Origin of the sequence: Streptomyces sp. NPDC059443, from assembly GCF_042750105.1 — a bacterium.
Taxonomy (GTDB): Bacteria; Actinomycetota; Actinomycetes; order Streptomycetales; family Streptomycetaceae; genus Streptomyces.
Genome location: NZ_JBHYVM010000033.1, coordinates 1 through 15159 on the forward strand (window position 1 = coordinate 1; position 15159 = coordinate 15159).

At 73.0% G+C, this 15159-nt stretch carries 13 protein-coding genes; 6 read left to right on the forward strand and 7 right to left on the reverse strand.

The features are described from left to right. Positions 1-109: 109 nt before the first annotated feature. Genes ACFXDJ_RS27420 through hutU form a run of 3 tightly spaced genes read right to left on the reverse strand, consistent with a single transcriptional unit; the run spans position 110 to position 4346 of the window. Positions 110-1465: a formimidoylglutamate deiminase gene (locus ACFXDJ_RS27420; RefSeq protein WP_384650883.1), complete on the reverse strand. Its 1356-nt coding sequence runs from the start codon at positions 1463-1465 to the stop codon at positions 110-112. Next, positions 1456-2646 (reverse strand): allantoate amidohydrolase, encoded by a 1191-nt coding sequence (locus ACFXDJ_RS27425; RefSeq protein ID WP_384650941.1) that lies wholly within the window; start codon positions 2644-2646, stop codon positions 1456-1458. The genes ACFXDJ_RS27420 and ACFXDJ_RS27425 overlap by 10 nt, the downstream gene beginning before the upstream one ends. A gap of 35 nt (positions 2647-2681) precedes the next feature. After that, entirely contained in the window at positions 2682-4346 is a 1665-nt protein-coding gene (gene hutU / locus ACFXDJ_RS27430) for a urocanate hydratase (RefSeq protein WP_384650885.1), read from the reverse strand. 104 nt (positions 4347-4450) lie between these two features. Between hutU and ACFXDJ_RS27435 the strand changes: the two genes are divergently transcribed. After that, entirely contained in the window at positions 4451-5857 is a 1407-nt protein-coding gene (locus ACFXDJ_RS27435) for a diaminopimelate decarboxylase (RefSeq protein WP_384650887.1), read from the forward strand. 111 nt (positions 5858-5968) lie between these two features. Here the strand turns inward: ACFXDJ_RS27435 and ACFXDJ_RS27440 are convergent, their stop codons facing one another. Next, positions 5969-6586: a TetR family transcriptional regulator gene (locus ACFXDJ_RS27440; RefSeq protein ID WP_384650889.1), complete on the reverse strand. Its 618-nt coding sequence runs from the start codon at positions 6584-6586 to the stop codon at positions 5969-5971. A 106-nt stretch (positions 6587-6692) separates the two neighbouring features. Here ACFXDJ_RS27440 and ACFXDJ_RS27445 point away from each other — a divergent pair, with 106 nt between their 5' ends. Then, complete coding sequence (locus tag ACFXDJ_RS27445; RefSeq protein WP_384650891.1) at positions 6693-7916, forward strand: FAD-dependent oxidoreductase; 1224 nt, start codon at positions 6693-6695, stop codon at positions 7914-7916. A gap of 25 nt (positions 7917-7941) precedes the next feature. Here the strand turns inward: ACFXDJ_RS27445 and ACFXDJ_RS27450 are convergent, their stop codons facing one another. Further along, positions 7942-8784 (reverse strand): MurR/RpiR family transcriptional regulator, encoded by an 843-nt coding sequence (locus tag ACFXDJ_RS27450; RefSeq protein ID WP_384650893.1) that lies wholly within the window; start codon positions 8782-8784, stop codon positions 7942-7944. A gap of 167 nt (positions 8785-8951) precedes the next feature. Here ACFXDJ_RS27450 and ACFXDJ_RS27455 point away from each other — a divergent pair, with 167 nt between their 5' ends. Next, on the forward strand, positions 8952-9326 hold the full coding sequence (locus ACFXDJ_RS27455; protein ID WP_384650895.1) for a hypothetical protein: 375 nt from the start codon (positions 8952-8954) through the stop codon (positions 9324-9326). 369 nt (positions 9327-9695) lie between these two features. On the opposite strand, the gene ACFXDJ_RS27460 is transcribed toward ACFXDJ_RS27455, so the two are convergent. Next, the gene (locus ACFXDJ_RS27460; RefSeq protein ID WP_384650943.1) at positions 9696-11078 is read right to left on the reverse strand and encodes a cystathionine beta-synthase; all 1383 of its coding nucleotides are present in this window, start codon (positions 11076-11078) and stop codon (positions 9696-9698) included. 133 nt (positions 11079-11211) lie between these two features. Between ACFXDJ_RS27460 and ACFXDJ_RS27465 the strand changes: the two genes are divergently transcribed. The 3 genes from ACFXDJ_RS27465 to ACFXDJ_RS27475 all read left to right on the forward strand — a co-directional run bounded on the left by ACFXDJ_RS27465 (position 11212) and on the right by ACFXDJ_RS27475 (position 14786). Beyond that, complete coding sequence (locus ACFXDJ_RS27465; RefSeq protein ID WP_384650897.1) at positions 11212-12378, forward strand: SGNH/GDSL hydrolase family protein; 1167 nt, start codon at positions 11212-11214, stop codon at positions 12376-12378. A gap of 76 nt (positions 12379-12454) precedes the next feature. Further along, positions 12455-13675: an acetyl-CoA C-acetyltransferase gene (locus ACFXDJ_RS27470; RefSeq protein WP_384650899.1), complete on the forward strand. Its 1221-nt coding sequence runs from the start codon at positions 12455-12457 to the stop codon at positions 13673-13675. 304 nt (positions 13676-13979) lie between these two features. After that, positions 13980-14786, forward strand: a complete 807-nt coding sequence (locus ACFXDJ_RS27475) for a hypothetical protein (RefSeq protein ID WP_384650901.1) — start codon at positions 13980-13982, stop codon at positions 14784-14786. Here ACFXDJ_RS27475 and ACFXDJ_RS27480 read toward each other — a convergent pair. Further along, a complete protein-coding gene (locus ACFXDJ_RS27480; protein ID WP_384650902.1) occupies positions 14770-15159 on the reverse strand; it encodes a hypothetical protein in 390 nt (129 codons plus the stop codon). The two genes, ACFXDJ_RS27475 and ACFXDJ_RS27480, sit on opposite strands and share 17 nt — an antisense overlap.

Genomic DNA, 15159 nt, shown 5'->3' on the forward strand with positions numbered 1-15159 from the left:
GGGGTTTGCCCCCCCCCGGCCCGGCCCCCCCGGGGCTCGGGGGCGGGGGGGGCCCCCCGGGGTGGGGGCGGGGGCGGGGTGGGGGAAAGGCCCGCCGCAGGCGGAGCGGTCAGCCGCGGAGGGCGGCGATGGTTGATGCCAGGGCCGACGGGACGTCGGGGACGAGGGTGTGGGCGCCGTCGCGGACGATGTGGCGGCCGCCGACCACCGTGTGGCGGATGTCCGAGGCCGTGGCGGCGAAGACGGCGGTCTCCGCACCCAGCCGAGGCACGGCGCCCGCCGTCCGGACGGAGTCCAGCGCGACCGTGGTGAAGTCCGCGAGCGCACCCGCCTCCAGGCGCCCCGCATCGGCCCACCCGAGCGCCGCGTGGCCGTCGGCCGTGGCGGCCGTCAGCAGCGCGTTCGCCGTCCAGTGCCCCCGCGTGCGGCTGCTGAGCCGCTCGTTGAGCTCCATCGCGCGGGCCTCTTCGAGCAGGTCGATCACGGCGTGGCTGTCGCTGCCGAGCGAGAGCGGGCTGCCCGCGCGCTGGAGGCGTACGGCCGGGCCGATTCCGTCGGCGAGGTCGCGTTCGGTGGTGGGGCACATGCACGTGCCGGTGGTGGTGCCGCCCAGGAGGGAGATGTCCGCGTCCGTGAGGTGCGTGTTGTGCACCCCGGTGGTGCGCGGGCCCAGCACCCCGTGGTCGGCGAGGAGCTGCGTCGGGGTGCGGCCGTGGGCCGCCAGGCAGGCCTCGTTCTCGGCGGTCTGCTCCGAGAGGTGGACGTGCAGGGGGGCCCGGCGCTCCTCGGCCCAGCGGGCCACGGTGGCGAGCTGCCCGGCCGGCACGGCGCGGACCGAGTGGATCGCGGCGCCGATCAGGGCGTGCGGACGGGGCTTGAGGGCACCGACCCGCTCGGCCCAGGCGTCCGCCGTGCCGTCGGAGAAGCGGAGCTGGTGGGGCTCGGGGGCCTGGCCGAAGCCCGACGACAGGTACGCGGTGTCCAGGAGGGTGATCCGGATACCGGCCTCGGCGGCGGCCTCGATCAGCGCCTCGCCCATGGCGTTGGGGTCGGCGTAGGGGGTACCGCCCGGCGCGTGGTGGACGTAGTGGAACTCGCCGACGGCCGTGATCCCGGCCAGCGCCATCTCCGCGTAGACCGCCCGGGCGAGCGCGAAGTAGCTGTCGGGGGTGAGGTTCTGGGCGACCTGGTACATGAACTCGCGCCAGGTCCAGAAGGTTCCCGAACCTACCTGGACCAGGGAGCGCAGCGCCCGGTGGAAGGCGTGGCTGTGCGCGTTGGCCAGGCCGGGGACGGTGAGCCCGCGCAGGATCTCCGCGCCCGGGGGCGGGGTCTCGGACCCGGGTCCGGTCCGCAGGGCGGCGATCCGCCCGTCCGCCGAAACGTCCAGGGCTACGCCCGGCTCGACATGGGTGCCGAGCCAGGCGTGCTCCAGCCAGTACGTCTTGTGCGCGGTCAACGGCACGCGAGACCTTCCAGTACGTCGGCGAGGGCGAGGACGCCTGCCACGCAGTCGTCCTCGGCGGCGAACTCCCGCGGGGAGTGGGAGACGCCGGTGGGGTTCCGTACGAACAGCATCGCCGTCGGGACGGCCGCGGAGAGGATTCCCGCGTCGTGTCCCGCGCCGGTGCCGAGGACGGGGACGGCCCCGCCCAGGATCCGGTTCATCTCGTCGCGCAGGGCGTGTTCGAACTCGACGACCGGGGTGAAGGACTCCCGGACGATGTCCAGGTCGATCCCGTCCCGGTCGGCGCTCTCGCGGGCGGCCTTCTCGATGGCGGTCACGACCGTGTCGAGGGTGGCCTGGTCGGCGGCGCGGGAGTCGAGCCAGCCGCGTACGAGCGAGGGGATGGCGTTGACCCCGTTGGGCTCCACGGAGATCTTCCCGAAGGTGGCCACGGCTCCGGCGAGGGCCGCCTCGGTGCGGGCCGCGAGCACGGTCTGCGCGTAGGTGATCATCGGGTCGCGGCGGTCCACCAGGCGGGTGGTGCCCGCGTGGTTGGCCTCGCCGTGGAAGTCGAAGCGCCAGCGGCCGTGCGGCCAGATCGCGGAGGCGATGCCGACCCGGTCGCCGGACAGGTCCAGGGCGCGGCCCTGTTCCACGTGCAGTTCGACGAAGGCGCCGATGCGGGCGAGGCGTTCGGGGTCGGCCCCGATGGCGGCGGGGTCGTACCCGGCGGCCTCCATGGCCTCGGGCAGCCGGATGCCGTCCGCGTCGCGCAGCTCGTACGCCTTCTCCTTGGTCAGCTGCCCGGCGGCCAGCCGGGAGCCGACGCAGGCGAGGCCGAAGCGGGCCCCTTCCTCGTCACCGAAGTTGGTGATGGCCAGTGGCCTGGCGAACTCCGCGCCCCTCCTGCGGAGTTCGTCCAGGGCCGCGAAGGAGGACACCACCCCGAGGGGGCCGTCGAAGGCCCCGCCGTCGGGGACGGAGTCCAGGTGGGAGCCGGTGACCACGGCGTCACCGGCTTGGGGGTCGCCGAGCCAGGCCCACTGGTTGCCGTTGCGGTCGGTCTCGTACGCGAGCCCGCGCGCCTCCGCTTGCGCGCGGAACCAGGTGCGGCAGTCGGTGTCGGCCCCGGTCCAGGCGTAGCGGCGGTACCCGCCGCTGCCCTGGTCCCGGCCGATGGGCCGGAGCTCGGCCCACATCTCGTGGAACGAGGCTCCGGCCGCGGCTTCCTGGGTCACGCCGAGTCGCCTTCGCGCATCGGGATGCGGACGCCGCGCTCGTCGGCCACCGATTCGGCGATGTCGTAGCCGGCGTCGACGTGGCGGATGACGCCCATGCCCGGGTCGTTGGTCAGCACGCGGCGGATCTTCTCGCCCGCGAGCTTGGTGCCGTCGGCGACGGTGACCTGGCCGGCGTGGATCGAGCGGCCCATGCCGACGCCGCCGCCGTGGTGGATGGAGACCCAGGAGGCGCCGGAGGCCACGTTGACCATGGCGTTGAGCAGCGGCCAGTCGGCGATCGCGTCGGAGCCGTCCAGCATGGCCTCGGTCTCGCGGTACGGGGAGGCCACCGAGCCGCAGTCGAGGTGGTCGCGGCCGATGACCAGCGGCGCGGCGAGCGTGCCGTCGGCCACCATCTCGTTGAAGCGCTCGCCGGCCTTGTCGCGCTCGCCGTAGCCCAGCCAGCAGATGCGCGCGGGCAGGCCCTGGAAGTGGACGCGCTCGCCGGCCATCTTGATCCAGCGGTGCAGGGACTCGTTCTCCGGGAAGAGCTCCAGCATCGCCTTGTCGGTCTTGTGGATGTCCGAGGCCTCGCCGGACAGCGCCGCCCAGCGGAAGGGGCCCTTGCCCTCGCAGAACAGCGGCCGGATGTAGGCGGGGACGAAGCCGGGGAAGGCGAACGCGCGCTCGTAGCCCGCGAGCTGGGCCTCGCCGCGGATGGAGTTGCCGTAGTCGAAGACCTCGGCGCCCGCGTCCATGAAGCCAACCATGGCCTCGACGTGCTTGGCCATCGACTCGCGGGCGCGGGTGGTGAATCCGGCCGGGTCCTTGGCCGCGTAGTCCGCCATGTCGTCGAAGTCGACGCCGGTGGGGAGGTACGCGAGGGGGTCGTGCGCGGAAGTCTGGTCCGTCACGATGTCGATCGGCGCGCCCTCGGCCAGCATCTGCGGGAGCAGGTCGGCGGCGTTGCCGAGGAGGCCGATGGAGAGCGGCTTGCGGGCGTCGCGCGCCTCGACGGCGAGCTGCAGCGCGTGGCGCAGGTCGTTGGCCTTGACGTCGAGGTAGCGGTGCTCGATGCGGCGGTCGATGGCGCGCGGGTCGACGTCGATGCAGATCGCGACGCCGTCGTTCATCGTCACGGCCAGCGGCTGGGCGCCGCCCATGCCGCCGAGGCCGGCGGTGAGGGTGATGGTGCCGGCCAGGGTCCCGCCGAACTTCTTGGCGGCGACGGCCGCGAAGGTCTCGTAGGTGCCCTGGAGGATGCCCTGGGTGCCGATGTAGATCCACGAACCGGCCGTCATCTGGCCGTACATGGTCAGGCCCAGGTTCTCCAGGCGGCGGAACTCCTCCCAGTTGGCCCAGTCGCCCACCAGGTTGGAGTTGGCGAGCAGCACGCGCGGCGCCCACTCGTGCGTCTGCATCACGCCGACCGGACGGCCGGACTGGACGAGCATCGTCTCGTCCTGCTTCAGCGTCTGGAGGGTGCGGACCATGGCGTCGTACGAGCGCCAGTCGCGGGCGGCCTTGCCGGTGCCGCCGTAGACGACGAGCTTGTCGGGGTGCTCGGCGACCTCGGGGTCGAGGTTGTTCTGGAGCATCCGCAGCGCGGCCTCCTGCTGCCATCCCAGGGTGCTCAGGTCGGTACCTCGTGCGGCACGTACGGGGCGGGGTCCTGACATGGCGGTGCCTCCTCCGGTGTTGGTTAATCCATTCACATACTCACTCCCTGAATAGATTCAGTCAACAGCTGCGGCCCGCCGCGCCGGATGATGGGATGAACGACATGGCCAACACACCGCTTACGCACACCAGCCCCTCCACACCGGGGACACCGGCCGCGCGACGGGACCTGGCCGTAAAAGCCGCCGTGGCGCAGGGCCTGATCGGGCCGGCCCCGGACCTCGGCCCCGACCCCTCCCTCGTCTGCCTGCTGGACACCGCCGGCATCCGCGCCTCCGCCGCCGCCCTGACGGACGCCTTCGCGGCCGCCCTCCCCGCCGGCACCCCGGTCCTGCACGCCTTCGCCGTCAAAGCCGCCCCGCTCGTCCCCGTCCTGCGGCTGCTCGACGACGCGGGGATCGGCTGCGAGGTCGCCAGCCCCGGCGAGCTGGCCCTGGCGCGGGCGGCCGGGGTCACACCGGAGCGGACCGTCCTCGACTCCCCCGCCAAGACCCCCGCCGAGCTGCGCGAGGCCCTCTCCCTCGGCATCGCCGTCAACCTGGACAACCGCCAGGAGCTCCAGCGCCTGGACGCGCTGGTGGCCGCCGCTCCGACCGGCTCCCCCATCGGGATCCGGATCAACCCGCAGACCGGCGCGGGGGCCATCGACGCCCTCTCCACCGCCAAGGCCACCTCGAAGTTCGGCGTCGCCCTGCGCGATCCGGGCGCGCGCGAATGGCTCGTACGGGCCTTCGTGGACCGGCCGTGGCTCACCCGGCTGCACCTCCACTCGGGCTCCCAGGGCGTTTCCCTCTCCCTGATCGGCGAAGGCGTACGGGAGCTGTACGCCCTGGCCGAGGAGATCAACGCGGCGGCCGGCCGCCGGCAGGTGGACACCCTGGACATCGGCGGCGGCCTGCCGGTGAACTTCGACTCGGACGAGGTCACGCCCACCTACGCCGACTACGTGGCGGCCCTGCGCTCCGCCGCCCCCGGGCTGTTCTCGGGCGCGTACGGCCTGGTCACGGAGTTCGGGCGGTCGCTGCTGGCGAAGCACGGGCTGGTGCTGTCGCGCGTGGAGTACACGAAGACCACCGGCGGCCGCGCGATCGCCCTGACCCACGCGGGGGTCCAGCTGGCCACCCGTACGGTCTACAACCCGGCGGCCTGGCCGCTGCGGATCCTGCCCTACGACGCCAAGGGCACCCCGCTGACGGGCCCGCCCGTCCCCCAGGACATCGCCGGCCCCGCCTGCTTCGCGGGCGACCTCCTGGCCACGGCCCGGGAGCTCCCGCTGCTGTCCCCCGGGGACCTGATCGCCGTCCCCGACACGGGTGCGTACGCCTTCACGGCGCACTACGGCTACAACAGCCTGCCGCGTCCGGCGATCTTCGGATTCACGGTGCCGGAGCCGGGGCCGGGGCGTCACCCGGAGCCGGAGTCGGTCCGGTTCGCCCCCGTGCGGGCGGCGCAGTCGCTGTCGGCAATCGCCGCGGAAGCCGGCGCAGCCACGCCAGACGCGCTGCTCTGACCCCGCCGGGCCGCTGCGCGATGCCAGTGCCGGGCTGCGGGTGTTCCGCTGCGCGGGGCGTGTCCCCTCCCGCCCTTCCACCGTTCCCCGGGCTCCGCCCGGACCCGGTCCTCAAACTCCCCCAGCTACCGCTGGGAGGTGCCCCCGGGACGGGCTGGAGGGGGACGCCAGCGTCGCCGCGATCGCCGGGGTGAGGCCCGCCACCACCTCGTCCGGGGTCAGTGAAGCCACTCCCGGCAGTCGGAGCAGGTAGCGGACCAGCGCCAGGCCCAGGAGCTGCGCCGAGATCAGGCCCGCCACCCGCCGGGCCCGCTCCGGGCCCAGTGCCCGGCCCAGCGCGGGGGCGACCTGGGTCGCGAAGACCTCCCGCATCCGCTCCGCCGCCGCCTCGTTGGTCACCGCGGAGCGCAACAGCACCAGTAGCGCGTCGTCCGCCGGATCGCCTTCCCACCGGTCCACGAAGTGCCGTAGGACCACTCCCGCCATGTCCTCCGGCGGGACCGCCGAGAGGTCCGGCAGCCGCAGGTCCACCGCCAGCGCGGCGCCGAAGAGCTGCTCCTTGTTCCCGAAGTACCGCATCACCATCGACGGGTCGATCTCCGCGTCCGCCGCGACCGCGCGGATGGTCGTCCGTTCGTACCCCTGCGCGGCGAACCGTTCCCGCGCGGCCCGCAGGATCGCCGCTTTGGTCTGCGCGCCCCGGCCCTCGTGCTCTGCGTCTTGCCTCATGCCAACAAATGTAGGCCAACAACCGTTGACACTCCAGTGCGGCCGCCGCATCCTTGCATCAACGGTTGTTGGCCAACACTCGTTGGCATCCCGTAGGAGGCTCAGAATGTCCGGATCGCTCCCCGCCGCACTCCCCGCCACCACCCACGTCGCGATCGTCGGCGCCGGTCCCACCGGCCTCGCCCTTGCCCTCACCCTCGCCGGGGCCGGCATCGACTTCGTGCTCCTCGACCGGCAGGCCGAGGGCGCCAACACCTCCCGCGCCGCCGTGGTCCACGCCCGCACCCTGGAGGTCTTCGACGAGCTCGACCCGACCGGGGCCCTGACCGCCGAGCTGATCCGCCGCGGCATCCCCGTCAACCGGTTCCAGATCCGCGACGGCGCCCGCCCCCTCGCCGCCGTCACCTTCGACGGCCTGCCCACGGCCCACTCGTACGCCCTGATGCTCCCCCAGGACCAGACCGAGGCCGTGCTCCTCGACCGCCTCCGCGCCCTCGGTGGCGATGTCCACCGCCCCTACGAGGTCACCGGCGTCCGCCAGGACGAGGACGGCGGCGGGGTCACCCTCACCACCGCCACCGGCGAGACCCTGCGCGCCGCTTACGCCGTCGGCGCGGACGGCATGCACAGCACGGTCCGCGAGGCCGCCGGGATCGGGTTCACCGGCAGCGCCTACGGGGAATCCTTCGTCCTCGCCGACGTGGTGATGGACTGGGCCCCCGGCCCCGGCGAGGTCTCCCTCACCTTCGGCAGGGCCGGCCTCACCGTGGTCGCCCCGCTGCCCGAAGGCGGATCCCCCGCCTCCCCCGCCGGGCTCCCGGGAGCGGGGCGGCGCTACCGCGTCGTCGCCACCGTCACCGAGGCTCCCGCCGAGCCGGACCTCTCCTTCGTCCAGGCCCTGCTGGACGCCCGCATCCCCGGCCAGGCCACCGTCACCGGCCTCACCTGGTCGTCGAGGTTCCGGATCCACCACCGGGTCGCCGACCGCTACCGCTCGGGCCGCCTGCTGCTCGCCGGTGACGCCGCGCACGTGCACAGCCCGGCCGGCGGCCAGGGCATGAACACCGGCATCCAGGACGGCCACGCCCTCGGCCTCGCCCTCTCCCGCGCCCTCGCCTCCGGGAAGCCGGGCGACCTCGACCCGTACGAGGCCACCCGCCGGCCCGTCGCCCTGCGCGTGGTGGCGCTGACCGACCGGATGACCCGCGTCGCGAACCTCCACGACCCGGCCCTGCGCGCCGTACGCAACACCCTGCTCCCGCTCCTCGCCCGCGTCCCGGCGCTCCGCAAGCGCCTCGCCACCGAGCTGGCCGAGCTCAACTACCGGTGAGCCGACGGGAATCACCGACGCGGGATCACTCCACGAACAGGCCCCGCGCCGCGGCCCTCGCGTCGAAGGCCTCCAGCCGCGCCTGCGCGTCCGGCAGCGCGTCCGCCATCGCCTCCAGCAGCACCCGCCCCAGCAGCATCGGCGCGCACGCGGTGTCGAAGGCCAGTCCGGTCCCGACCGGCGCCGGGATCAGCAGGTCCGAATGCCCGGCCACCGGGGCGAAGGCCGAATCGGCGACCGTCACCACCGTCAGCCCGGCCGCCCGCCCGTGGTCCAGCGCCTCCGCGACCTCCTTGGGGTGGCGGGGCAGCGCGAAGCACAGGAGGGTCGAGGCCCCGGCGGCGACGGCCGCGTCGATCCGGTCGGCGAGCATCGAGCCGCCCTCGTCGAGCAGCCGCACGTCCGGATGGACCTTCGAGGCGAAGTACGCGAACCCGCGCGCCTGCGAGGAGGCCGCCCGCAGCCCCAGTACGGGCAGCGGCCTCGACGCGGCCAGCAGCCGCCCCGCCTCCTGGACCGGCGCCGGGTCGGCGAGCATCGCCGACAGCTGCCGCAGGTTCTCGATCTCGCCCTGAACGGCCTGCTGGTACTCGTTGTACGCGTCCTCGTGCCCGCCCCCGGCCCGCCCCGCGGGGGCCACCTCCCGCAGGTGCTTGCGCAGCGCCGGGTAGCCGTCGAAACCCAGGGCCACCGCGAACCGGGTCACCGACGGCTGGCTCACGCCGGCCAGTTCGGCGAGCTCCACGCTCGACAGGAACGGCACCTCGGCGGCCCCGCGCACCATGCAGTGCGCGATGCGCCGCTGGGTCGGCGTCAGCCGGTGCCCCTCGAACAGCTTCTGCAGCCGCGCTGCCGGGCTCTCGCTCATCCCGCCCCCTCCGTCCCGTACGTCCCCGGTGAGATATTCAGTCACGAAGCACTCTGCATGCGGTTATGCAGGACGGCAACCCGCGCCCGCGATCCGAGACTCCCGGGACCGGCAATACGGGGGCTAGCCCCCGTGCCCGTACGGGTGGCGGTTCCTACCCTGGGGGCATGGAGTCCCAGGAGCTGAAGAAGGAATTCGCCGCCACGTTGGACGCCCGGCGCGAGCTGGGGCCCGAGTACGAGGCCGCGCTGGTGGATTCGTTCGTGGAGAAGATCGACACCCAGGTCCGGCGGCGGCTGGCGGAAGAGCGGCTGTCCGCCGCCCGCGGTCCGGGACGCCCGGAGGAATCGCCGGCGGGCAACTTCGGGGAACGCTTCGGGTTCGCGATCGTCACCCTGGTGCTGGCGATCCCGCTCTCGGCGATCGGCGCGGCCCAGGCCCACCTGCCCGGCCTGATCGTGGTCTGGCTCGGCATCCTGGGCGTCAACTTCGTCCACGCGTCGAAGTCCCTGCGGCGGCCCGAGCCGGACCCGCAGGACTGAAGCACAGGACTGAATCGCGGAGCTGAACCGCACGACGGAATCGCGGAGCCGAATCGCGGGCCGGCCCGCGGAAGTTTGTCGCGGGGACCGCCGCACCCCGGTTGCCCGGGGGCGGGACGACGGCGGTCCCCGCGAAGGACACGGGCCGGGTCAGGGCCGTCCGCGCGTCCGTGGCGTCGAACGCGGTCCGGGAGCCGCTCCGGAAGTGCGCCAACGCCGTTCGTGGCGCCGGCCGGGTCCCGGTTCCCCGGGCTTCCCTGCCGACAACCACCACTGTGCCGGAGCCGTGTTAAGCGGGTGCTGCCACTACGTGTCGGGCCCGTACCGTTTGCGCGTCGGCCAAGGCACGGGCCCCCGTACCGCTTCGGGCTACTTCGCGGACTTCGCGAGGAAGGCCAGCAGGTCCTGACGGCTCACCACACCGGTCGGCTTGCCTTCGACCAGCACGATCGCCGCGTCGGCCTCGCCGAGCACCGCCATCAGTTCGGCCACCGGCTCGCCGGAGCCGACCTGCGGGAGCGGCGCGGACATGTGCTTCTCCAGCGGGTCGCCGAGGGAGGCGCGCTGCGCGAACAGTGCCGCCAGCAGCTCCTTCTCGACCACCGAGCCGATGACCTCGGCCGCCATCACGTCGGGGTGGCCGGCGCCCGGCTTGACGATCGGCATCTGCGAGACGCCGTACTCGCGCAGCACCTCGATGGCCTCCCCGACGGTCTCCTCGGGGTGCATGTGGACGAGGGAGGGGATACCGCCCTCCTTGTCGGCCAGGACGTCGCCGATGCGGGCCGACGGGCCGGCCTCCTCCAGGAAGCCGTGTCCGGCCATCCACTCGTCGCTGAAGATCTTGCTGAGGTAGCCGCGCCCGCTGTCCGGGAGCAGGACGACGACCACGTCGTCCGGGCCGAGCCCTTCGGCGGCGCGCAGCGCGGCGACGACCGCCATGCCGCAGGAACCGCCGACGAGGAGGCCCTCCTCCTTCGCCAGGCGACGGGTCATCTGGAAGGAGTCCTTGTCGGACACCGCGATGATCTCGTCCGTGACGTTGCGGTCGTAGGCGGTCGGCCAGAAGTCCTCGCCGACGCCCTCGACGAGGTACGGGCGGCCGGAGCCGCCGGAGTAGACCGAGCCCTCGGGGTCGGCGCCGATGACCTTGACAAGGCCACCGCTCACCTCCTTGAGGTAGCCGCCGGTGCCGGAGATCGTGCCGCCCGTGCCGACGCCGGCCACGAAGTGGGTGATCTTCCCGTCCGTCTGCTCCCACAGCTCGGGACCGGTGGTCTCGTAGTGCGAACGCGGGTTGTTCGGGTTGCTGTACTGGTCGGGCTTCCAGGCACCGGGCTCGCGCGCGAGACGGTCGGACACGTTGTAGTACGAGTCCGGGTGCCCGGGGTCGACGGCGGTCGGGCAGACCACGACCTCGGCGCCGTACGCACGCATCACGTTGATCTTGTCGGTCGAGACCTTGTCAGGGCAGACGAAGATGCACTTGTAGCCCTTCTGCTGGGCCACGATGGCGAGTCCTACACCCGTGTTGCCGCTCGTCGGCTCCACGATGGTGCCGCCGGGCTTGAGTGCTCCGCTCTGCTCGGCGGCTTCGATCATCCTGACGGCGATCCGGTCCTTCACGGATCCGCCGGGATTGAAGTACTCGACCTTGGCCAGCACGGTGGCCTGGAGGCCTTCGGTCACACGGTTGAGCTTCACCAGCGGGGTGTTGCCGACGAGGCTGATCATCGAGTCGTGGAATTGCACCATGTTCTCCAAGGAGGGGACTCCACGGGTTCTCCGGGAGGCTCGGCCAGAGTATGCGGAAAGGGATTGGCCGACCGTGCGTACGGGGCAGGAAGGTCAAACAGGACCGGGTGCCGAGGAGGTGGCCTGAAGGGTGTCGAGGGCGAGGACGGCCCGCCGGATCGCGGCGGGCGCGGCGTACGGCGGCGGCGGGCTCGGGCTCGTCGGGGTCGCCGCGGTGGGTCTGGTCGTGGCGGAAATGCAGTTCGCGAAGCGGACGGTCGGCACCGGACTGCCCGATCCGCCGCGCGCGGACGGGCTGTACGGGGGCGAGTTCGGCGGTCCCGAGATGAGTCCGGGCCCACTGCGGCTCGGCATGCTGGGCGATTCCACGGCCGCCGGGCTGGGCGTGCGGCGGGCGAGACAGACCCCGGGCGCACTGCTGGCCTCTGGGCTGGCGGCGGTGGCCGAGCGGCCGGTGGAGCTGCGCAACGTGGCGCTGTCCGGGGCCATGTCGGACGACCTGGACCGGCAGGTGGGTCTACTGCTCGACGGCGCGGCCGGGAACGACGGGCCGGCCCCCGACGTGTGCGTGATCATCATCGGCGCCAATGACGTGACCCGGCGGATGCCGCCGACCCAGTCGGTGCGGCTGCTGACCTCGGCGGTACGCAGACTGCGGCTCGCGGGCTCCGAGGTCGTGGTCGGCACCTGCCCGGACCTGGGGACCATCGAGCCGGTGTACCAGCCGCTGCGGTGGCTGGCCCGCCGGGTCTCGCGCCAGCTGGCGGCCGCCCAGACGATCGGGGTGCTCGCGCTGGGCGCCCGTACCGTCTCGATGGGCGACCTGATGGGGGCGGAGTTCGCGGCGAACCCGCGCGAGATGTTCGGCCCGGACTCCTACCACCCGTCGGCGGAGGGGTACGCGACCGCCGCGATGGCCGTGCTGCCGACCCTGTGCGCGGCGCTGGGCGTCTGGCCCGAGTCGGACCGCCTCGACGTGTCGCGCAACGAGGACATGCTCCCGGTGGCCAAGGCCGCCTCCGCGGCGGCGGGGCTGGCGGGTACGGAGGTCACGGGGGCCCGCGGGCCCTGGGCCCTGCTCAAGCACCGGCGCAGGCGGCGGGTACCTGGCGAGGACCTCACCGAGCGGAACGGACCGCAGAACGGCCAGCAGAGCGAGCAGCAGGGCGGACAGCCGGGCGAGCGGCGGGGCGAGCCGCAGGGCGGGCAGCGCACGGAGCACGAGGAGCAGACTGGAGGGGGAGGGACCGGCGAGGCGGCCGGGGGCGCGCCCAGAGCGACCGGAGTCACACCGTAAGGGCAGTGACCTCGACGGTACGGGGCGGTAACTTCGCATGCGGTCCCGGTACGACACCACCTCCCTTGGAGCCCCGATGCCCGAAGCCGTCATCGTTTCCACCGCCCGGTCGCCGATCGGCCGTGCCTTCAAGGGATCCCTCAAGGACGTCCGCCCGGACGATCTGACGGCCACGGTCATCCAGGCCGCCCTCGCCAAGATCCCCGAGCTGGACCCGCGCCAGATCGACGACCTGATGCTGGGCTGCGGCCTCCCGGGCGGCGAGCAGGGACACAACCTGGGCCGCATCGTCGCCGTGCAGATGGGCATGGACTACCTGCCCGGCACCACGATCACCCGTTACTGCGCCTCCTCGCTCCAGACCTCGCGGATGGCCCTGCACGCCATCAAGGCGGGCGAGGGCGACGTCTTCATCTCCGCGGGCGTGGAGATGGTGTCCCGGTCCGTGAAGGGCTCCTCCGACGGCCTGCCGGACACCCACAACCCGTTCTTCGCCGACTCCGAGGCCCGTACCGCCTCGGTCGCCCAGAGCACCGGCTCCTCCTGGCACGACCCGCGCACGGACGGCCTGGTCCCCGACGCGTACATCGCGATGGGGCAGACCGCCGAGAACCTGGCCCGCCTCAAGGGCGTGACCCGCCGCGACATGGACGAGTTCGGCGTCCGCTCGCAGAACCTGGCCGAGGAAGCCATCAAGAACGGCTTCTGGGCCCGCGAGATCACCCCGGTCACCACCCCGGACGGCACGGTCGTCTCCACCGACGACGGCCCGCGCGCCGGGGTCACGCTGGAGGGCGTCGAGGGCCTCAAGCCCGTCTTCCGCCCCGACGGCCTGGTCACGGCCGGCAACTGCTGCCCGCTGAACGACGGCGCCGCCGCGCTGGTCGTCATGAGCGACACCAAGGCCCGCGAGCTGGGCCTGACCCCGCTGGCCCGGATCGTCTCCACCGGTGTCACCGGCCTCTCCCCCGAGATCATGGGCCTGGGCCCGGTCGAGGCCTCCAGGCAGGCGCTGAAGCGGGCGGGCCTGACCGTCGGCGACATCGACCTGTTCGAGATCAACGAGGCCTTCGCGGCCCAGGTCATCCCGTCCTACCGGGATCTGGAGATCCCCCTGGAGAAGGTGAACGTCAACGGCGGGGCCATCGCCGTCGGTCACCCCTTCGGGATGACCGGTGCGCGCATCACCGGCACGCTGATCAACAGCCTCCAGTTCCACGACAAGCAGTTCGGCCTGGAGACGATGTGCGTCGGCGGCGGCCAGGGCATGGCCATGGTCATCGAGCGTTTGAGCTAGTCGGCGGCCGACCGGATCAAGGTCCGATGCCAGGCGCCGTAAGGGATCCGCTTGATCCCATACGCCGTACTGACATCGAATCTAATCCTGTCGCGGCCATTCTGTAACCAAATGTCCCCCAGGATGTGACCTTAGTCCTGGGGGATCATTGTTTTCCCAGGTCAGGGCAGGTTCCCACGGGGGCGTCGGGACGAAAGGCCTGTCCAATTCATGACGTAATGCACTGCAAGCCATTCCCAGGTCAGGACAAGCTGATGTAGGAAGTCGGGGGATCGAATCAATCAGGAGTTAGTCAGTGAGCGCCATGTCTCTTGCCCTACTGCTGACCACGGCCGCTGCCACGACCGTCGGCGCTGCCGCGCTGCACGCCGTCCACGGCCTGCGCAAGCAGGTCACGGCCCTGCGCGGTGAGCTGGTGGTCTCGGCTCACCCCCGTGGTGCCACCGTCCCGCACGCCCGCAGCGCCGTGGAGTCCCCCGCAGCCGAGATACGAGCCGCCGTGGCCGAGGCCCTCGCCGAGGAGCGCGAGCGCGAGCTCGCCGAGGCCCGCGCCTTCTGGGCCGCCCAGGAGGCCCGCGACGCGGCCGACGCCCCCTCCCTGCTGGGCGGGCTGAGCGGGCTCGGCGAGGACGGCCCGGTGTTCCTGCCCCGGCAGGCGGACATGGTCGGCCTGGAGCCGCTCATCGGCGAGGACCTGGTCGAGGAGTACCCGGAGGATTCGGCCGAGCTGGCCGCCGCCCGCCGGCGCCACCCCTCGCACCCCGACTTCGTGCCGGTCCAGGCCTCGCACCCCGGCGCCGACCACGAGCGCACCGTCAGCCGCCTGGAGGAGCTCGCGGAGGCCCGTACGGCCCTCGCGGACGTCCGCCCCGGCCCGCTGGGCACCCTGGACGTGTACGTCTTCACCGACGGCACCACGCTCTGCATGACCCCGGGACACCGGGAGACCGCGGAGCGCCTGGCCGATGCCCTGCGCTCGGGCAGCGCTCCGGTCCTGCTGGGCGGCTCGGGCATCTCCGGCGCCTACGCCCTGACCTTCTCCTGCGGCGACGCCGAGGACCCGGACAGCAACGTCTACATCCTCGCGGACCGCGTCATCGCATCGCTCTGACTTCCGCCCGCTCCACCAGCCGTACGGCCTCGTCCAGCATCTCGGACGGGGCCTTCGCGCCGTCCGGGCCCGGTACGGGCTCCCCTGCGGGACCCAGCGTGCGCAGTGCCTCCGCGAGGTCCAGCCCGGCCACGGCCACCTGATCGCCGACGACGAACATCCCCGCGTCCGGCATCTCCCGCGCCGGAGCCGCCCCCGTGCCGTCCCCGGCGCCGGCGGATGCGGCCTCCAGCCGCTGCGCCCGTACGGAGAGCTCCCGGGCCAGTTCCAGCGCCGTCTCGGCGGCGCCCTGCCCCAGCCGGCTCTGCGGCGCGGCCCGGAGCCGGTCGGCGAAGCGTTCCACGGCGGCGGTCAGGGGTGAGGTATCGAGCAC